Source organism: Arsenicicoccus dermatophilus (assembly GCF_046267915.1).
Lineage (GTDB): Bacteria > Actinomycetota > Actinomycetes > Actinomycetales > Dermatophilaceae > Arsenicicoccus > Arsenicicoccus dermatophilus_A.
The window spans coordinates 304433-321894 of record NZ_CP176520.1 but is presented as its reverse complement, the minus strand read 5'-3'; the positions used below and the strand labels follow the sequence as shown (position 1 = coordinate 321894).

General features: G+C 71.8%; 14 protein-coding genes and 3 tRNA genes. 8 read left to right on the top strand and 9 right to left on the bottom strand.

Translation table 11 applies throughout. The annotated features are described in order from the left end of the window. Positions 1 to 89: 89 nt before the first annotated feature. From ACK2IS_RS01855 to ACK2IS_RS01835, 5 genes are all read right to left on the bottom strand, one after another. Positions 90 to 1313 carry an acyl-CoA dehydrogenase family protein gene (locus ACK2IS_RS01855; RefSeq protein ID WP_409484468.1) on the bottom strand — a complete coding sequence of 408 codons (1224 nt, stop codon included), beginning with the start codon at positions 1311 to 1313 and terminating at the stop codon, positions 90 to 92. 115 nt (positions 1314 to 1428) lie between these two features. After that, positions 1429 to 1516, bottom strand: a tRNA-Ser gene (locus ACK2IS_RS01850). A 113-nt stretch (positions 1517 to 1629) separates the two neighbouring features. After that, positions 1630 to 3303: an LCP family protein gene (locus ACK2IS_RS01845; protein ID WP_409484467.1), complete on the bottom strand. Its 1674-nt coding sequence runs from the start codon at positions 3301 to 3303 to the stop codon at positions 1630 to 1632. Between the two features lie 178 nt (positions 3304 to 3481). Further along, positions 3482 to 3685: a cold-shock protein gene (locus tag ACK2IS_RS01840; RefSeq protein ID WP_013491183.1), complete on the bottom strand. Its 204-nt coding sequence runs from the start codon at positions 3683 to 3685 to the stop codon at positions 3482 to 3484. 281 nt (positions 3686 to 3966) lie between these two features. Beyond that, positions 3967 to 4056: transfer RNA gene (locus ACK2IS_RS01835), tRNA-Ser, on the bottom strand. 203 nt (positions 4057 to 4259) lie between these two features. On the opposite strand from ACK2IS_RS01835, the gene ACK2IS_RS01830 reads away from it, so the two are divergent. Next, positions 4260 to 4655: a YtxH domain-containing protein gene (locus ACK2IS_RS01830; protein ID WP_409484466.1), complete on the top strand. Its 396-nt coding sequence runs from the start codon at positions 4260 to 4262 to the stop codon at positions 4653 to 4655. Positions 4656 to 4708: 53 nt separating this feature from the next. Further along, positions 4709 to 5128 carry a YtxH domain-containing protein gene (locus ACK2IS_RS01825; protein ID WP_409484465.1) on the top strand — a complete coding sequence of 140 codons (420 nt, stop codon included), beginning with the start codon at positions 4709 to 4711 and terminating at the stop codon, positions 5126 to 5128. A 104-nt stretch (positions 5129 to 5232) separates the two neighbouring features. On the opposite strand, the gene epsC is transcribed toward ACK2IS_RS01825, so the two are convergent. Both epsC and cysK read right to left on the bottom strand, forming a co-directional pair. Then, positions 5233 to 5892: a serine O-acetyltransferase EpsC gene (epsC, locus tag ACK2IS_RS01820; protein WP_409484464.1), complete on the bottom strand. Its 660-nt coding sequence runs from the start codon at positions 5890 to 5892 to the stop codon at positions 5233 to 5235. A gap of 3 nt (positions 5893 to 5895) precedes the next feature. Next, a complete protein-coding gene (cysK, locus tag ACK2IS_RS01815) occupies positions 5896 to 6831 on the bottom strand; it encodes a cysteine synthase A (protein WP_409484463.1) in 936 nt (311 codons plus the stop codon). 215 nt (positions 6832 to 7046) lie between these two features. Here cysK and ACK2IS_RS01810 point away from each other — a divergent pair, with 215 nt between their 5' ends. Together ACK2IS_RS01810 and ACK2IS_RS01805 are read left to right on the top strand one after the other, a co-directional pair. Further along, positions 7047 to 10253: a heterodisulfide reductase-related iron-sulfur binding cluster gene (locus tag ACK2IS_RS01810; protein WP_409484462.1), complete on the top strand. Its 3207-nt coding sequence runs from the start codon at positions 7047 to 7049 to the stop codon at positions 10251 to 10253. A gap of 68 nt (positions 10254 to 10321) precedes the next feature. Next, positions 10322 to 10729 (top strand): universal stress protein, encoded by a 408-nt coding sequence (locus tag ACK2IS_RS01805; protein ID WP_409484461.1) that lies wholly within the window; start codon positions 10322 to 10324, stop codon positions 10727 to 10729. Positions 10730 to 10757: 28 nt separating this feature from the next. Here ACK2IS_RS01805 and dcd read toward each other — a convergent pair whose 3' ends face one another. Further along, on the bottom strand, positions 10758 to 11339 hold the full coding sequence (gene dcd / locus ACK2IS_RS01800; RefSeq protein ID WP_409484460.1) for a dCTP deaminase: 582 nt from the start codon (positions 11337 to 11339) through the stop codon (positions 10758 to 10760). Positions 11340 to 11434: 95 nt separating this feature from the next. Here dcd and ACK2IS_RS01795 point away from each other — a divergent pair. From ACK2IS_RS01795 to ACK2IS_RS01785, 3 genes are all read left to right on the top strand, one after another. Next, positions 11435 to 11508 (top strand) — tRNA-Gly (locus ACK2IS_RS01795). A gap of 99 nt (positions 11509 to 11607) precedes the next feature. Next, the gene (locus ACK2IS_RS01790) at positions 11608 to 14184 is read left to right on the top strand and encodes a putative bifunctional diguanylate cyclase/phosphodiesterase (protein ID WP_409484459.1); all 2577 of its coding nucleotides are present in this window, start codon (positions 11608 to 11610) and stop codon (positions 14182 to 14184) included. Between the two features lie 152 nt (positions 14185 to 14336). Beyond that, positions 14337 to 16202 carry an acyl-CoA dehydrogenase gene (locus tag ACK2IS_RS01785; protein ID WP_409484458.1) on the top strand — a complete coding sequence of 622 codons (1866 nt, stop codon included), beginning with the start codon at positions 14337 to 14339 and terminating at the stop codon, positions 16200 to 16202. Between the two features lie 69 nt (positions 16203 to 16271). Here ACK2IS_RS01785 and ACK2IS_RS01780 read toward each other — a convergent pair whose 3' ends face one another. Then, complete coding sequence (locus ACK2IS_RS01780; RefSeq protein WP_409484457.1) at positions 16272 to 16607, bottom strand: ArsR/SmtB family transcription factor; 336 nt, start codon at positions 16605 to 16607, stop codon at positions 16272 to 16274. 114 nt (positions 16608 to 16721) lie between these two features. On the opposite strand from ACK2IS_RS01780, the gene ACK2IS_RS01775 reads away from it, so the two are divergent. Beyond that, complete coding sequence (locus ACK2IS_RS01775) at positions 16722 to 17447, top strand: VIT family protein (protein WP_409484456.1); 726 nt, start codon at positions 16722 to 16724, stop codon at positions 17445 to 17447. The last annotated feature ends 15 nt before the right edge of the window (positions 17448 to 17462 follow it).

The window sequence follows — 17462 nt, the reverse complement described above, 5'->3', positions numbered from 1 at the left end:
GGGTGACGCAGGCGGTGAGGGCGGCGGCAGGGTCGATGACGGCCCAGCCGCCGCCTTCACCACGCCGGGGTCGAGCCCGACCCGGCGGGTCAGTCGCTGTAGCGGCTCAGCTCGTGGCGGGCCACGGCCAGGAGGTGGACCTCGTCGGGGCCGTCGGCGATGTGCATCTGACGGCAGTAGGCGTTGAGCTCGCCGAGGGGCAGGTCCTCGGACAACCCCATCCCGCCGTACGCCTGGATCGCGCGATCGACCACCGCCGTCGCCATCCGGGGCGCCACCACCTTGAGTGCGGACACCGCCGCGGCCGACTCCTGCTCGTCGGTGCGGTCCAGCGCCCACGCCGCGCGGTAGCCGAGCAGCCGAGCCTGGTCGATCGCCACCCGCGACTCGGCGATCCACTGCTGCACCAGGCCCTGCTGGGCGAGCGGCCGACCGAAGACGATGCGGCTCGGGACACGCAGCGCCATCAGGTCGTAGGCCCGCTCCGCCACGCCGATCAGCTTGAGGCAGTGCATGAGTCGCGTCGGGGCCATCCGCGCCTGGGCCAGGGCGAAGCCCCGGTGCAGCCCGCCCACGAGGTTGGTCATGGGCACCCGCACGTCGGTGAAGGTGATCTGCGCGTGCCCCCCGGTGACGGCGTCCGGATAGCCCAGGACGCTGGTGGATCGCACCACCTGCACGCCCGGCGTGTCCTTGGGGACGATCGCCAGCGAGTGCTGCTGGTGACGCTGGCCGCGCGGGTTGGAGCGGCCCATGACGAGCAGCATGCGGCAGTCGGGGGCCATGGCGCCGCTCGACCACCACTTGGTGCCGTTGATGACGAGCTCCTGCGAGCTCTGGTCCACCTCGATGGCGGTGGCGATGTTGCCGGCGTCCGAGGACGCGACGGACGGCTCGGTCATCGCGAACGACGAGCGCAGGTCGCCCGCCACCAGGGGGTCGAGCCACTGCTCGCGCTGCTGCGGGGTGCCGTGGCGCAGCAGCAGCTCGATGTTGCCGATGTCGGGGCTGCTCAGGTTGATGGCCTCGGGCGCCAGGTGGGGGGACCGGCCGGACAGCTCCACGACCGGTGCCACGTCGAGCAGGCTCAGCCCCGCGCCGTGGGGCTCGGGCAACGAGAGGTTCCACAGCCCGGCGCTGCGAGCCGCGGCGGCGAGCCGGGCCACGGCCGACGGCCGCTCCCAGGTGCCTGCCTGCGCGCTGCGCACCGCCTCGGCACGCGCCTGCTCCTCGACCGGGTAGACCTCCGCCTCGAGGAACTCCGCCATGCGCGTGTGCCACTGCTCCTGGGCAGGAGAAAAAGAAAAGTCCACCCCATCACGCTAGGTCATCGCTGGTCCGTCTCAGCAACCGGGGGGCGGTTAACGCGCGACAGCCCCTGACCTGCAGGTCAGGGGCTGTCGCGCACCGCCGGGACGGCGGCGGCTGCGGAGGTGGCGGGATTTGAACCCGCGAGAGGTTTTCAACCTCAACCCGCTTAGCAGGCGGGCGCACTAGGCCACTATGCGACACCTCCAGTGCAACCCGCACAGGCTACCGGTCGGCAGCGCGCGCGGGCAAAACGGCTGCCCACGGCGAGTCTCGCCCCGCGCACCGCCGGGGATCCCGGCCCGCGGTGCTCCCGCGGGGTCAGCCCGCGGCGCCCTTGGAGGTGTCGCTGCAGACGTCGTCCGCGGCGGACTTGGCCTGCAGGGTGGGCGCCTCGGTCGGCGCCGCGGGCGTACCGGCGCCCGAGCCCGTGGCCGGAGGCGCCTCGATGGGCTGCGCGGGCAAGGGGCCGGTGCCGAGCCGGTTCGGGACGGCGAGCACCGGCCGGGTGCCGCGTCCGACGACGACGCGCAGGGCGGCTCCCGGCGCCCCGTCGCTCTTGAGGGTCGCGCCGGGTAGCGCGAGCGCCAGCTCCTTGGCCTGGGCGAGCTGGGCGGGCGAGTGGTGGATGACGTAGCCGTCGGCGACCCGGCCGGCCGGTCCGGTCGCGGTGATCACGAAGCCCTGAGCTCGCAGCGCCTTGGCCACCTGGGTCGCGAGGCCGTCCGCGCCCGAGGCGTTCTCGACCGACAAGGACACCGTGCTCGGGGACAGCGTCGGGATGGCGGACGGCGTCGGGGTCGCCGACGGAGGGGTGCTCCCCGGGGTCCCCGGCCATGGCGCGTCGTTGCGCAGCAACGTCCACAGCTGGGTGGCGGCCGGGCTCAGCTGCAGGCGGTTGGGGTCGCGCGGGTAGGGCTCGGTGGGGGCGGTGAGGAAGCGGATGTCCGCGGGCTTCATCTCCCGCAGCTCCAGGGCCAGGCTCGACAGCCCACGCCCGCCCGCGAGCTCGGGGTCGGTGGACAACGCCTTGGTGGCCGCGTCCATCACGCCGTACATCTTGGCCGGATTCAGCAGCACCCCGGTCGACGTGGCCTTGCGGACCACGGCAGCGGCGAAGTCCTGCTGCAGCCGCATGCGCCCGATGTCGCTGCCGTCGCCAACGCCGTGGCGGGTGCGGACGAAGGCCAACGACTCCTCTCCGTTCAGCTCGTGCCACCCGGCGGTGAGCCTGAGCCCCGACAGGGGATCGCTCACGGGCTTGGTCACGCAGATCGGCACCGACCCCATGGCGTTGACGATCTGCTTGAAGCCGGAGAAGTCCACGGTCGCGACGTGGTCGATGCTCAGGCCGGTGTTCTGCATCACCGTGGCCACCACGCAGTCGATGCCCCCCAGGGTGATGTTCTCGTTGAACATCCGTCGCGAGTCCCACGTCGTCACCGGCGCATGGATGTCGCACCCGGGCGGGGCGGAGGGGCCGGTGGAGGAGGCCGAGGACCTGCCCCCGCTCGCGGACCGGAGCACCGGGGGACCCGGCATCACCGTGTCGCGGGGGATGGAGACCACGACGGCCGAGCGACGGTCCGCCGCGAGGTGCACCAGCATCGTGGTGTCCGACCGCATCCCCGACCGGGCGTCCGCGGCGTCGCCATACACCGCGTTGCTGCCGGCGCGGCTGTCGACCCCCATCAGCAGGATGTTGGCGGCGGCCTTGCCGGAGGTGGGGTCGGTGGAGACCTGGGCCTTCGGCCGGAGCAGGCCCGAGCTGATCTCCAGGGCCTTGATGTTGCCGTTGAGCTTGAACAGGGCGACCACGCTGCCGCCGGCCACCACCGACAGGACGCAGACCAGGGCGATGACGATCCCGCGCAGGATCGGGTGGCGGCGCCGCTCCGGCCCGATCGCGCGGATCTCACGACGCGTCAGGGCAGCCGCACCCTCGCCCTCCCCCCGGGGGCACTCCCCTGCGGGACCACGGGTTTCGTCCGACACGCGGGCGCCTTTCGTCCATGCCAACGGCCCGGTGACGCCACCGGGGTTTCTCCCGAGTGTAACGAGGCGACCCTGAGAAATCGGTCCGGGCGCGCGCGAGACCCCCGACAGGACACCTGTCGGGGGTCTCGCGGCTCGGTGCTCCTGGCCCGGAGGCCAGGGGTCCGATCAGCTCAGATCAGAGCGGGCGGACGGCGTCGGCCTGGGGGCCCTTGGGGCCCTGGGTGACCTCGAACTCGACGCGCTGCGCCTCGTCGAGGGAACGGTAGCCGTTGCTCTGGATGGCGGAGTAGTGGACGAAGACGTCCGGGCCGCCACCGTCCTGCGCGATGAAGCCGAAGCCCTTCTCGGCGTTGAACCACTTCACGGTGCCCTGTGCCATGGGTATAACTACTTTCGTCTAACTGGCGGTGGACCGGCCAGCAGGGTGCCCGCCGGTCTGATTGCCTTACGCCCCACTGCACGGGACATGCCCGTCCTTCGTGAACGCCCAGGCCCGCCCGCCGGGCGTGGCTGGGTGACATCTACGTCTTGCGAGGAACTGCTTCAGCAACCAGCAGCAACCTATCACCGGGACCGCCGGGTGCAGGCTCCCGGAGGTGAACTCTTGGTGACCCGCGTGGCGTCAGGCCGGCCTGCGGCCGCGACGCCCGAGGGCCGTCCTGGCGGAGGGCGTGGGATTCGAACCCACGATGACGTTGCCGCCATAGCGGTTTTCAAGACCGCCGCACTAGGCCGCTATGCGAGCCCTCCCGATCCCACCCGTCGCGCCGACCTGCTCGCCGACCCGACCGCGATGCGTGCTCCACCTTAACGGCCCGTCCGGGTGGCGCCCGGGGACGAAAGCCCCAAGTCGTTCGTTCTCACGGTCATAAGAACGCCCGTCGCGGGGCATGACTGACGGCAAGAGCGGGCCTGCGACGGGCCCCCGACCCCTATCGGAAGGACCTCCGATCATGATGAACAAGCTCAGCTTCTTCGCCGGTCTCGGCGCCGGCTACGTCCTCGGCGCCCGCGGCGGCAGCGGCCAGCTCGACCAGCTCCGGGCCCAGTCGACCAAGGCGCTGCAGAGCGACGCGGTCCAGGCCAAGGTCGCCCAGGCCGCCGACGCGGTCAAGGCGAAGGCCCCGGCCCCCGCCCACAAGATCGTCGACAAGGCCGTGGGCGCCGTGTCCGGCGGAACCCGTCCCGGCACCACGCAGACCGGCACCGGCTACGGCTCTGGCTACACCACCCCGGCGACCACCTCCATGACGGCCGGCTCGGCGACCGACGGTCGCAACGACGCCGACTACGCCGCCAACCCCGTCGGCATGCCCGGCATGCCCGCCGCCGGCGACACGAACCTCTGATCGGGGCCACGCCCCTCCACCGACCCCCGCGGGTCCGCACCCCAAGGAGCACCATGCAGAACCGTCTCATGTTCGTCGCCGGCGCCGGTCTCGGATACGTCCTCGGCGCGAGCGCCGGGCGCAGCCGCTACCACCAGATCAAGACCCAGGCCGACCAGATCTGGCACGACCCCCGCGTCCAGGAGAAGGTCGCGCTCGCGCAGACCAAGGTGCAGGAGAAGGCCCCGGTCGTCCAGGCCAAGGCCCAGGGCCTGGCCGCCACGGCGGGCTCCAAGCTGCAGGAGAAGGCCCCCGCGGTCCAGGAGCGCGCCCAGCAGCTCGCGACCACCGCCTCTGCCAAGGCCTCCGGCGCGGCCTCCACGGTCAAGGCCAAGCTGCCCGGCGCCCGCGCGGACCACACCGGCAGCCAGATCGGTGTCGAGCCCACGAGCGACGTCGAGCCCCACGAGGTGAAGTTCGAGTCCGGCTCCTGACCGGAGCCTGACCCTCGGCCCCCGGGCCGTGTGCCGGAGGGCGCCCTCCCCCTCGGGGTGGGCGCCCTCCGCGGCGCGTGCAGCCGCGTTCCCGCCGCCCCCGGTCAGATCCACACGGCCGGGTCGGCATACATCGCCTCGGCGGGGCTGACGCCGGGCTGTGGCACCCGCACCTGGGCGGGGATGCCGACGGCCACCGCCCCGGCCGGCACGTCCTTGACCACCACGGCGTTGGCCCCGACCTGGGCCCCGTCGCCCAGGGTGATGTCGCCGAGGACACGCGCGCCCGAGCCGACGGTGACGCCGTTGCCCAGGGTGGGGTGGCGCTTGCCCTTGGCGAGCGAGCGGCCGCCGAGGTTGACGGAGTTGTAGAGCATGCAGTCGTCACCGATCTCGGCGGTCTCGCCGATGACGACCCCCATGCCGTGGTCGATGAAGAAGCGGCGTCCGATCGTGGCGCCCGGGTGGATCTCCACCCCGGTGGCGGCCCGGGCGGCGTTGGACAGCAGGCGCGCCGGCAGCCGCAGTCCGGGCCGTTGCCACAGGCGGTGCGCCACCCGGTGCACCCAGATGGCGTGCAGGCCCGGTGACACCAGGGCCATCTGCACGCGCCCGGTCGCGGCGGGGTCGCGCTCGATCGCGGCGTCCACGTCCTCCAGGACGCCCTGGACCAGCCCGACGGGCCCCTCGCGGCGGGTGACCAGGGGCGGCAGGGGTAGCTCCCCCTGGAGACGATGTGCCTCGGCCGTGGTGAAGGTGGTCATGGCTCAGACCTCGACGCCCTCGAAGAGGATGGTGGACAGGTACCGCTCGCCGAAGTCGGGCAGGACGACGACGATGGTCTTGCCCGCGCTCTGCGGGCGGGCGGCGACCTGGGCGGCGGCGGCGAGGGCCGTGCCGGAGGAGATCCCCACGAACAGGCCCTCCTGGGTGGCGGCCCTGCGCGCCCACTCCACCGAGGCGGCCGCGTCGACGTCGAGGACCTCGTCGTAGACCGAGCGGTCGAGCACGTCGGGGACGAAGTTGGCGCCGATGCCCTGGATCTTGTGCGGGGCCGCCTGACCGCCGTTGAGGATCGGCGACTCGGCGGGCTCCACGCCGATGACCTGCAGGCCCGGCTTGCGCTCCTTGAGCACCTGACCGACGCCGGTCGTGGTGCCCCCGGTGCCGATTCCGCCGACGACGACGTCCACCGCTCCGTCGGTGTCGGCCCAGATCTCCTCGGCCGTGTGGGTGCGGTGGGTGCGCGGGTTGGCCTCGTTGGCGAACTGGCTGGCCAGGATGCCGCCACGCTCGCGGGCGATCTCCTCGGCCCGGGCGACCGCGCCCCGCATGCCCTCGGCCCCGGGGGTGAGGACGAGCTCCGCGCCGTACGCCCGGAGGAGCATGCGCCGCTCCCGCGACATCGAGTCGGGCATGGTGAGCACCACCTGGTAGCCGCGGGCCGCCCCCACCATCGCCAGGGCGATCCCGGTGTTGCCGGAGGTGGCCTCCACGATCGTCCCGCCGGGGCGCAGCTCCCCGGACTCCTGCGCCGCGTCGACGATGGCCACGCCGACGCGGTCCTTGACCGAGCTCGCGGGGTTGTAGAACTCGAGCTTCGCCGCGACGGTGACCCCCTCGGCCGCGGACCCCATGATCCGGTTGAGGCGGACGAGGGGGGTGCGCCCGACGAGGGCGGTGACGTCGTCGTGGATGGGCATGCGGGCGGCTCCGATCGATGAGGCTGCTGCGTCGAGGGGGTCAACACCGAGAGCGACCCAGGCATTCCCGACGTTATCCGTGAGGCAACATCAGGTTATGGATCACGAGGGTGCCACGCCAGTGATCCGGCCGAACTGCCGCAGATCCAGCGATCCCGGTCACACCCCGTGGTCGACACTCCCGGCCGGCGCATACCCACCCGTAGGATCTGCCCATGTCAGCGCTGCAGATCACGGCCCTCGTGCTGTGCTTCGTGATCCCCACCATCGGGTGGATCCTGCTCTTCCGGCAGGTCTTCAGGTTCGTGAAGCTGTTCCGGTCCGGGCGCCCGGACCCCACCCGCACCGACCAGCCCGCCCAGCGCACCATGACGCTGGTGCGGGAGTTCCTCGGGCACACCCGCATGGCCCGGCTGCCGTGGGTGTCCATCGCCCACTGGTTCACGGCGCTGTCCTTCCTCATCCTGTTCGCCACGCTGGTCAACGCGTTCTTCCAGCTCGTGTGGCCGGACTTCCGCCTGCCGGTCATCGGCACCTTCCCGCCCTTCGAGTGGCTCATCGAGCTCTTCAGCTGGGGCGGCTTCCTCGGCATCCTGCTGCTCATCGCCGTGCGCCAGCGCCAGCACCCGCGCAACGCCGCGGGGGCGCACGGGCGCCGGAGCCGGTTCTACGGATCCACCTGGTGGCAGGCCTACTACGTCGAGTTCACGATCCTCGCGGTCACCATCTGCATCGCCCTGCTGCGCACCCTGGAGGCCGCGCACGTCGAGCGCACCCATCCCGGCACGGACATCGCCCTCCACTTCCCGCTGACCGGGTGGATGCGCGGCATGTGGGGCGGGCTGTCCCTCGGGGCGATCGAGCAGACGATCTACCTCGTCGCCATGATCAAGATCCTGGTGTCCTTCGCGTGGATGATCACCATCTCCCTGCAGCCGACGATGGGCGTGGCCTGGCACCGCTTCCTCGCGTTCTTCAACATCTGGTTCAAGCGCCACGCCGACGGCCGCACCTCCCTCGGCGCCCTGCAGCCGATGACCATCGACGGGCAGCCCTTCTCCCTGGAGGCCATGGAGGAGATGGAGGAGGACTCCTCCCTGGGTGTCGCCAGGGCAGAGGACTTCACCTGGAAGCAGCTGATGGACTTCACCACCTGCACCGAGTGCGGGCGGTGCCAGTCCCAGTGCCCCGCGTGGAACACCGACAAGCCCCTCTCGCCCAAGATGCTCGTCATGACGATGCGCGACCATGCGCACGCCAAGGCGCCGTGGATGCAGGCCTCCGAGGAGGCCCGCCACGCTCTCCCCGAGCACACCAAGGCCCTCGCGACCGTCCCCCTCGTCGGCGAGACGGGGTACGACGAGGAGCACCCCCTCACGGCATACGACGCCCTCGGGCCGGAGGCCGTGATCGACCACGACGTCCTGTGGTCGTGCACCACCTGCGGCGCCTGCGTCGAGCAGTGCCCGGTGGACATCGAGCACGTGGACGCCATCGTCGACCTGCGCCGCAACCAGGTGCTCATCGAGTCGGCCTTCCCCGCCGAGCTCGGTGGCCTGTTCAAGAACATGGAGTCCAAGGGCAACCCCTGGGGCATGGCGCAGCGGGCCCGCCTCGACTGGGCCAAGGACCTGCCCTTCCCCGTCCGCCAGGTCGGCAAGGACGTCGCGGACCTGTCCGAGGTCGACTACCTGTTCTGGGTCGGCTGCGCGGGTGCCTTCGAGGACCGCGCCAAGAAGACCTCCCGCGCCGTGGCCGAGCTGCTGGACACCGCGGGCGTGTCGTTCGCCGTCCTCGGCGACGGCGAGACCTGCACTGGCGACTCCGCCCGGCGCGCGGGCAACGAGGTGCTCTTCCAGATGCTCGCCCAGCAGAACGTCGAGCAGCTCAACGAGGCCGGCGCCACGACGATCGTCGTGACCTGCGCCCATTGCTTCAACACGATCAAGAACGAGTACCCGCAGGTCGGCGGCAGCTACGAGGTGCTGCACCACACGCAGCTGCTCAACCGCCTGGTCCGCGAGAAGCGCCTCGTCCCGGTGACCCGCCCGGCGGACGCGCCCGGCAGGTCCACCGCCAAGAACCCGGCCTCCAGCGCCCCCGTGGTGACCTACCACGACCCCTGCTACCTCGGCCGGCACAACGACGTCTACGCCCCGCCGCGCGAGCTCATCGGGTCCCTGCCCGGCGTGGAGCTGCGTGAGATGCCCCGCCACGGGGAGAAGTCCTTCTGCTGCGGCGCCGGCGGCGCACGCATGTGGATGGAGGAGAAGCTCGGCACCCGCATCAACCTCAACCGCACCGAGGAGGCCCTCGCCACGGGCGCCGACCGGATCGCGGTGGGCTGCCCCTTCTGCCGCGTCATGCTGTCCGACGGCGTGACCGCCAAGGAGGCCGACGACGCGCGCATCGAGTCGGTCGAGGTCGTCGACGTCGCCCAGATGCTCCTCGCGGCGGTCCGTCGCGGCGAGGACACGGAGGTCGTCGAGACCGACGGTGGTACGACCGGCGCCTCCGACGCCACGAGCACCACCAGGCCCGCCGCCGACGCCACGAGCACCACCAGGCCCGCCGCCGACGCCACGAGCACCACCAGGCCCGCCGCCGGCGCCGCGGTCACGGGCCCCGCGGCGGAGCCGTCGGTCGCCGATCCGGGCCACGAGACCCAGGCAAGCGCGTCGGAGGACGCCACCGCCGCGGCCCATGAGGAGATCCGCGTCCCCGAGGTGGGAGCCAACCCGGACGCCGTCCACGCGGCCAACGTCGCCGACCCCTGGGACGACGACGCCCCGGCCACGCCGGCCCCGCCCGCCACCCAGGCGCCGGAGGCCGAGGTCGCCGACCCGTGGGACGACGACGCCCCTGCTGCCCCTGCTGCTACCACTCAGGCTGCCTCGGCCAAGCCGGCCGAGACCAAGGCGGCGGAGGTCGTGGACCCCTGGGACGACGAGGACGACACCCCCGCCGCACCGACAACCACCCCCACCGCCGAGGCCACCCCGGCCCCGATACCGCAGGCCACCCCCGCCCCGACACCCGCCGGCGAGGTCAAGGACCCCTGGGACGACGAGGACGACACCCCCGCCGCACCGACAACCACCCCCACCGCCGAGGCCACCCCGGCCCCGACACCGCAGGCCACCCCCGCCCCGACACCCGCCGGCGAGGTCAAGGACCCCTGGGACGACGAGGACGACACCCCCGCCGCACCGACAACCACCCCCACCGCCGAGGCCACCCCGGCCCCGACACCGCAGGCCACCCCCGCCCCGACACCCGCCGGCGAGGTCAAGGACCCCTGGGACGACGAGGACGACACCCCCGCCGCACCGACAACCACCCCCACCGCCGAGGCTCCAGCCCCGTCGCCGCAGACCGCCATACCCCCTGCTCAAGAGGTCCCCGACCCCTGGGACGAGTGATCCCGCAGGTCGCCGTCCGGAGGGCTGTCCCGCGCACCGGCGCGGGACAGCCCTCTATCGTTGTGCCCATGACCATCTGCCTGGCCTACGCACCGACGGCGCCCGGACGGGCGGCGCTGGCCTACTGCGCCGCCGAGGCGGCAGCCCGTGGCAGCGAGGTCCTCGTCGTCAACGTGACGCGGGATCGCAGCGACGGCGCGCCCGTGCCCCTGTCGGCCGACGAGGCGCAGGAGCTGGCGGCAGGGCTGGGCGACCTGACCTGGCGGTTGTACGACGGGCCCCATGGGCTCTCGGGCGCCGACGAGGTGCTGACGGCCGTCGAGGAGGAGCACGCCGAGCTGGTCGTCATCGGCGTGACGGGTCGCTCCCACGTCCAGAAGCGGATCGTCAGCAACACCACCCGGCAGGTGCTCCTCGACGCGCCGTGCGACGTGCTCGCGGTGCGGGCCGACCACCCGCTCCCGCGGCCCGCCTGACCGCGCTGCACCGGGTCCGACCGAGATCTCAGCCGCCGGTCGGCGCCCGGTGGAATCCCTGGAAGGAGCGGCTGGCCGTCGGGCCCCGCTGCCCCTGGTAGTGCGAGCCGTAGACCGCGCTGCCGTAAGGGTGCTCGGCCGCGGAGGTGAGGCGCATGAAGCACAGCTGACCGATCTTCATGCCCGGCCACAGCACGATCGGCAGCGTCGCGACGTTGGACAGCTCCAGGGTCACGTGCCCGGAGAAGCCGGGGTCGACGAAGCCGGCCGTGGCGTGGGTGAGCAGCCCGAGCCGTCCGAGCGAGGACTTGCCCTCGACGCGGGCCGCGAGGTCGTCGGGGAGGGTGACCGCCTCGAGGGTGGAGCCGAGCACGAACTCGCCGGGGTGCAGGACGAAGTGCTCGCCCTGCGCCACCTCGACCAGCCGGGTCAGGTCCGGCTGCTCCTGGGCGGGATCGATGACGGGGTACTTGTGGTTGTCGAAGAGCCGGAAGTACCGGTCGAGCCGCACGTCGATGCTGGACGGCTGCACCATGGCCTCGTCGTACGGCTCGAGAAGGACCCGCCCCTGGCTGATCTGGGCACGGATGTCACGGTCGGAGAGAAGCACGCCGTCACGCTATCGCGCGGCCGCGCCGGGGGGCGGGTGGCGGAACAGGCCTCAGGATTGGGTATGCTGACTGCTACGCGGACCAGATCCGTCCTGCGGGTGTAGTTCAATGGCAGAACAGCAGCTTCCCAAGCTGCCAGTGCGAGTTCGATTCTCGTCACCCGCTCCACAAGATGTCCGACCACGTGGTCGGACATCTTTCGTGTATGGACCGGCCAATATCGAGGTTCCTCTGGCTACCTGACGGGGGATGGCCCACGATGGGCCTATGCATCCACGGACGGGAGTCAACGTCGGCCTCGCCATCCTGGCCGTCATGGCTCCCCTGGCCACCGCGTGGCTCCGTCCCGACCTGCTCGGCGCCCTGACGTGGGCCGTGGCCGCCGTCGCGGCCCTGGTTGCCGTGGTCGCCGCCCTCCGCAGCACCGGATCCATGCGCGCCGGGTGGTTCTGCATGGCGCTCGCGATGCTCGCAGACGCCTACGGCAACCTGATGTTCACCCAGGGCGGAGGACCCGCGCCGGTCGGGGCTTCCGCCGCGTATGCCGGCTCGGCGCAGCTGTTGGTGCTGGGGCTGCTCACCTTCGGCGTCACGGGCCGCCGCGAGCTGCCGACCTCCGCGCTGCAGGCCGCCCTGGCCGGCTGCGCCCTGTGGCTGCTGCTGTGGCACCTGGACCCGCAGGCCCTGCTCACGGGCCACGTGACCCCCGGCACCCCTGCGGCCCTGATGGTGACGGCGGGGCTGGGCGGCACCATGATCGCGGCCTTCGTGTCGTGGCTGGTGGTCGTACCCGCCCACCTCGGGCGGTCCCGGGCCATCCAGGCCCTCCTCGGTCTGTCCATCCTGGCGGCGCTGGCCGGTGACGTCCTGACGCTCGCCGCCCACTCCGACGGCACCTGGACGCTGTGCCAGGTGCTGTGGGTGCTGCAGCCGGCGCTCGCCCTGGGCGCTGCCGCCCTGGTTGCCCTGCGCCCCGCCGCGCCGCCGACCCGCACCCTGCTCGCGCCTTATCGCGATCTCGTGGTCGTGAGCCTGTTCGTCGTCACCGTCGTCCTGCTCGTGATGGCGACCATGCGCCCCGCCGGCCTGGACACGCACGCCTCACAGGCGCTGTGCGTCAGCCTGCTCCTGCTGGTGGGTCTGCACGTGCACGAGCGGTGGCGCGGCCGTCAGCTGGCCTCCGAGGCGGAGGAGCAGGCCCGGCACATGAAGCTCCTGGTGAGCGAGACCCGCGACATCATCATCGAGCTCGACCCCGAGGGGCGGGTGCTCTTCGCCTCCGCCGCGATGAGCACCATCCTCGGTCTGCGTGGCAGCGAGCTGGGCGGCAAGCACATCAGCGACGTCCTGCCCGACGTCTCCCCCGACGTGCTCTCCCACCTCACCTACGCCCCCAGCGCCCGGATGCAGTCCACGCTGCGCCTGGAGTCGGCGATCACCACGGCGACGGCGGCCGTGGTGCACGTGGAGTCGGTCATCACCCCGATGGCCAGCGGCTTCCTGGTCGCCGTCCGTGACGTCACCGAGCGGGTGGGTCTGCAGTCCCGCCTGCAGCAGGTCACCTACCGCGACGTCGTGACCGGGCTGCCCAACCGCAGCAGCCTGGACCGGCAGGTCCGGCACCGGCTCTACGAGGCGGCGAGCGGCGAGATCTTCCTGCTGCTGGTGGACATCGCGCCCGCCGGGCTGGCCGACAACACGATCGGTGACGACTCGCGCGAGGAGCTGCTCCGCACGGTCGCCCGCACCATGCGGGGGACGCTGCGGCCGGACGACCTGCTGGCGAGGTTCAGCGACCAGAGGTTCGCGGTGCTGCTGGCCGAGGGGACCCCCGCGCACGAGGCGCTCGCCCAGGCCCATCGCCTGGTCGACGCCGTCAACCGACCGGACCTCGTCCCCGACGTCACGCTGCGCGCGTCCGGCGGCCTGACCCTGGGCGGGCACACCGGCCTGGAGCTGGTCCGCAACGCGGAGCTGGCGCTGCGCCAGGCCTCGCGCGAGGGGCCGGGAGCCGTCCAGATCTTCGAGCCCACCATGCTGGCCCAGTTCGCCCGCACCCGGAACCTGCGACGCCGACTCGCCCACACGCCGGGTACCGACCGGTGGACCGTGCTCTACCAGCCCATCGTCAACCTGCGGCTCGAGCAGGTCACCGGCGTCGAGGCGCTGCTGCGCTGGACCGACCCCGAGGGCGACTTCATCGGGATCGAGGAGGTCATCGGGCTGGCCGAGGAGTTCGGCTCGATCATCCCGATCGGCACCTGGGTGCTGGAGCAGGCGGTGGCCCAGGCCCGCGCGTGGAACGACGGAGGCCGGCGCCTCACCGTGGCGGTCAACATCAGCGTCCACCAGCTCGTGGCGCCCGGTTTCGCCGCCACCGTCCAGGAGATCCTCGACGCCTCCCAGCTGCCGCCCGAGCTGCTGATCCTGGAGATCACCGAGACCGTCGTCCTGGAGCAGACCGAGGAGACCATCGCCACCCTGGAGGAGCTGCGAACCCTCGGCATCCGGGTCGCGATCGACGACTTCGGCACCGGGTACTCCGGCCTGGCCAACCTGCGGTCGCTGCCGCTGGACATCCTCAAGATCGACCGCACCTTCGTGCAGGGGCTGGGTGAGTCCGGCGGTGACGAGGCCGTCGTCGCCGCCGTCTCCCGGCTGGGGCGTGAGCTGGGCCTCACCATCACGGCCGAGGGCATCGAGACCCGGGCGCAGGAGGCCCGGGCGCGGATGCTCGGCATCACGGCGGCTCAGGGCTACCTCTACGCCCGGCCGCTGCCGCCGGGTCAGATCGGCCCGCTCGCGGACCAGCTCGCCGGGGGCGGCGTCGCCCTCGAGCTGTGACCTGCCGGTGTGACCAGTCACTCCGGATCAGATCCCGACGAGACCTTGCGGGGCTTTACTCACGGGTAGCATCATGGACGTACCCGTGGGTAACCACGGCACGTCATACCTGCCATCGCCGACAGGCGAGACGTCACGGAAGGGGACCCCCGGTGGGCCACTACAAGAGCAACGTGCGGGACATCGAGTTCAACCTCTTCGAGGTCTTCGGCCGTCAAGACGTCCTGGGTCAGGGGCTGTACGAGGACGTCGACACCGACACGGCCAAGGAGATCCTCCACGAGGTCGCCCGCCTCGCCGAGAACGAGCTGGCCGACAGCCTGCTCGACTCCGACCGCAACCCGCCGGTCTACGACCCCCAGACCTGCTCGGTCACCATGCCCGAGTCCTTCAAGAGGTCCTACCAGGCCTACGTCGATGCCGACTGGGGCAACCTCGACGCCCCTGCCGAGCTCGGCGGCATGGTCATCCCGCCGTCCCTGCGCTGGTCGATCGCCGAGCTGGTGTGCGGCGCCAACCCCGCGGTCCACATGTTCGCGGCCAGCTATGCCTTCGCCAACCTGCTGTACTACCTGGGCACCGACGACCAGAAGAAGCTCGCCAAGCTCATCGTCGACAAGGGCTGGCACACGACCATGGTGCTGACCGAGCCCGACGCGGGCTCGGACGTCGGCGCCGGCCGCACCAAGGCCACCGACAACGGTGACGGCACCTGGAACATCGACGGCGTCAAGCGGTTCATCACCTCGGCCGAGTCCGACATGACCGACAACGTGGTGCACTTCGTGCTGGCCCGCCCCGAGGGCGCCGGTGCGGGGACCAAGGGGCTGTCGCTGTTCGTCGTCCCCAAGTTCCACGTCGACCTGCAGACCGGTGAGCTGGGCGAGCGCAACGGCGCCTACGTCACCAACGTCGAGCACAAGATGGGCCTGAAGGTCTCCACGACCTGCGAGGTGACCTTCGGCCAGAACGGCATCCCCGCCGTCGGCACCCTCCTCGGCGACGTCCACGACGGCATCGCCCAGATGTTCAAGGTGATCGAGAACGCCCGGATGTTCGTGGGCACCAAGGCCATCGCCACCCTCTCGACGGGTTACCTCAACGCGCTGGAGTACGCCAAGGAGCGCGTCCAGGGAGCCGACATGACCACCCCCGCCAAGGACGCCCCGCGCGTCACGATCACCCACCACCCCGACGTGCGCCGCTCGCTCATGCTGCAGAAGGCCTACGCCGAGGGCCTGCGGGCGCTCGTGATCTACACCGCCACCCAGCAGGACGTCGTGGCCCAGGCGCAGCGAGGCAACCCCGGGGCCGCGATCCCCGACGACGACCGCGAGGCCCGGATGGCCGTGCGCATCAACGACCTGCTGCTGCCCATCGTCAAGGGCGTCGGCTCCGAGCGCGCCTGGGTGCTGCTCGGCACCGAGTCGCTGCAGACCTTCGGCGGGTCCGGCTTCCTGCAGGACTACCCGGTGGAGCAGTACGTCCGGGACGCCAAGATCGACACCCTCTACGAGGGCACCACGGCGATCCAGGGTCTGGACTTCTTCTTCCGCAAGATCGTCCGCGACAAGGGCAAGGCCCTGCAGGTGGTCGCCGAGCAGATCCAGCAGCTGGTCGACGACGGTCCGCAGTCCCTGGCCGACGAGCGGGTCCAGCTGGGCAAGGCCATGGAGGCCGTGCAGGGGATCGGCGGCTACATGATCGGCGAGCTGATGGAGTCCGACCCGCGCCAGGACGGCGATGTCCGCAACCTCTACAAGGTCGGCCTGAACTCCACCCGGCTGCTCATGGCCGCGGGGGACCTCGTCATCGGGTGGCTGCTGCTGCGTCAGGCCGAGGTCGCGACCGCGGCCCTCGAGGCCGGCGCGTCCGGCAAGGACAAGGACTTCTACACCGGCAAGGTCGCCGCGGCGTCCTTCTTCGCCAAGAACGTCCTGCCGCGCCTGCGCTCCGAGATGGCCATGACGCAGATGACCGACCTGGCCCTGATGGACCTGCCCGAGTCGGCCTTCTGATCCTCCCGGTATGCCGGAAAGGCCCCCGCACCGCCCGTCGGCGGCGCGGGGGCCTGTGTCATACCCCGGTCAGGGGTGCCGGCGCAGGTCGGCGACGTGGTCGACCCCTTCGCTGACGAGCTGGACGAGGTGGGGGTCCTGCAGGGAGTAGATCTGGCGACGCCCCTCGGCCCGGTGCGCCACGACGCTCGCCATACGCAGTCGGCCCAGGTGGTGACTCGCGGTCGCCAGCGGGACCTGCGCGGCCTCCGCGAGGGTCGTGACGTCATGCTCGTGCTCCACCAGGTGCCACAGCAGTCGGACCCGCACAGGTGACCCCAGGAGGGCGAAGAGCTCGGCCGCTCGCTCGAAGTCGACCGGGCGGACGTCGTCGCGATCGGGCAGGGCGGCACGTCGGGGGTCCATGTCTGGACTCTAACCTTTCAATAATCTTAGAAGTGTTTGACGGTTGCCCGGGTGCTTGCGACGCTGTCCCCGTCCCCCGGTCCTCCCCCATCTCGTCCCCGGCAGGAGCCTCGTATGGCGCAGGTTGCTTCGCCCTCCCCGCACGCCGCCGACGGCTCCGGGAGCCTCGGCGCCCGGCTCAACTGGCTGCGCGCCGGCGTCCTCGGCGCCAACGACGGCATCGTGTCCGGCTCCGGGCTGATGATCGGCGTCGCAGCCGCCGACCCGGGCAAGACCCACGTGATCGTCGCCGCAGGCCTGGCGGGGCTGTGCGCCGGGGCGGCCGCCATGGCGATGGGCGAGTACGTCTCGGTCTCCAGCCAGCGCGACACCGAGAAGGCCGCCGTCGCCCTGGAGCGCCAGGAGCTCGCCGCCGACCCCGAGGCCGAGCTGGAGGAGCTGACCCAGACCTACCGCACGCAGGGCCTGAGCGAGCCGACCGCGCGCCAGGTGGCCGCGGAGCTCACCGCGCACGACGCCCTGGGCGCCCACCTGCGGGCGGAGTTCGGGCTGCCCGAGGACGAGCTCGTCAGTCCCTGGCACGCGGCCCTCGCGTCGGCCGTGGCCTTCTTCGTCGGGAGCGTGCTCCCGCTGCTCACCATGCTGCTCGCCCCCGCGGGGCTGCGAATCCCCGCCACCATCGCGGTGGCCGTCCTCGGGCTGCTGGCCACCGGCTGGACCAGCGCCGCCCTGTCCGGCTCCCCCGCGCTGCCCCTGATCCTGCGCAACGTCGTGGGAGGTTGCCTCGCGATGGCGCTCACCTGGTCCATCGGTCACCTCTTCGGCGTGACCGCCGCCTGATCCTCCCCATCCCCA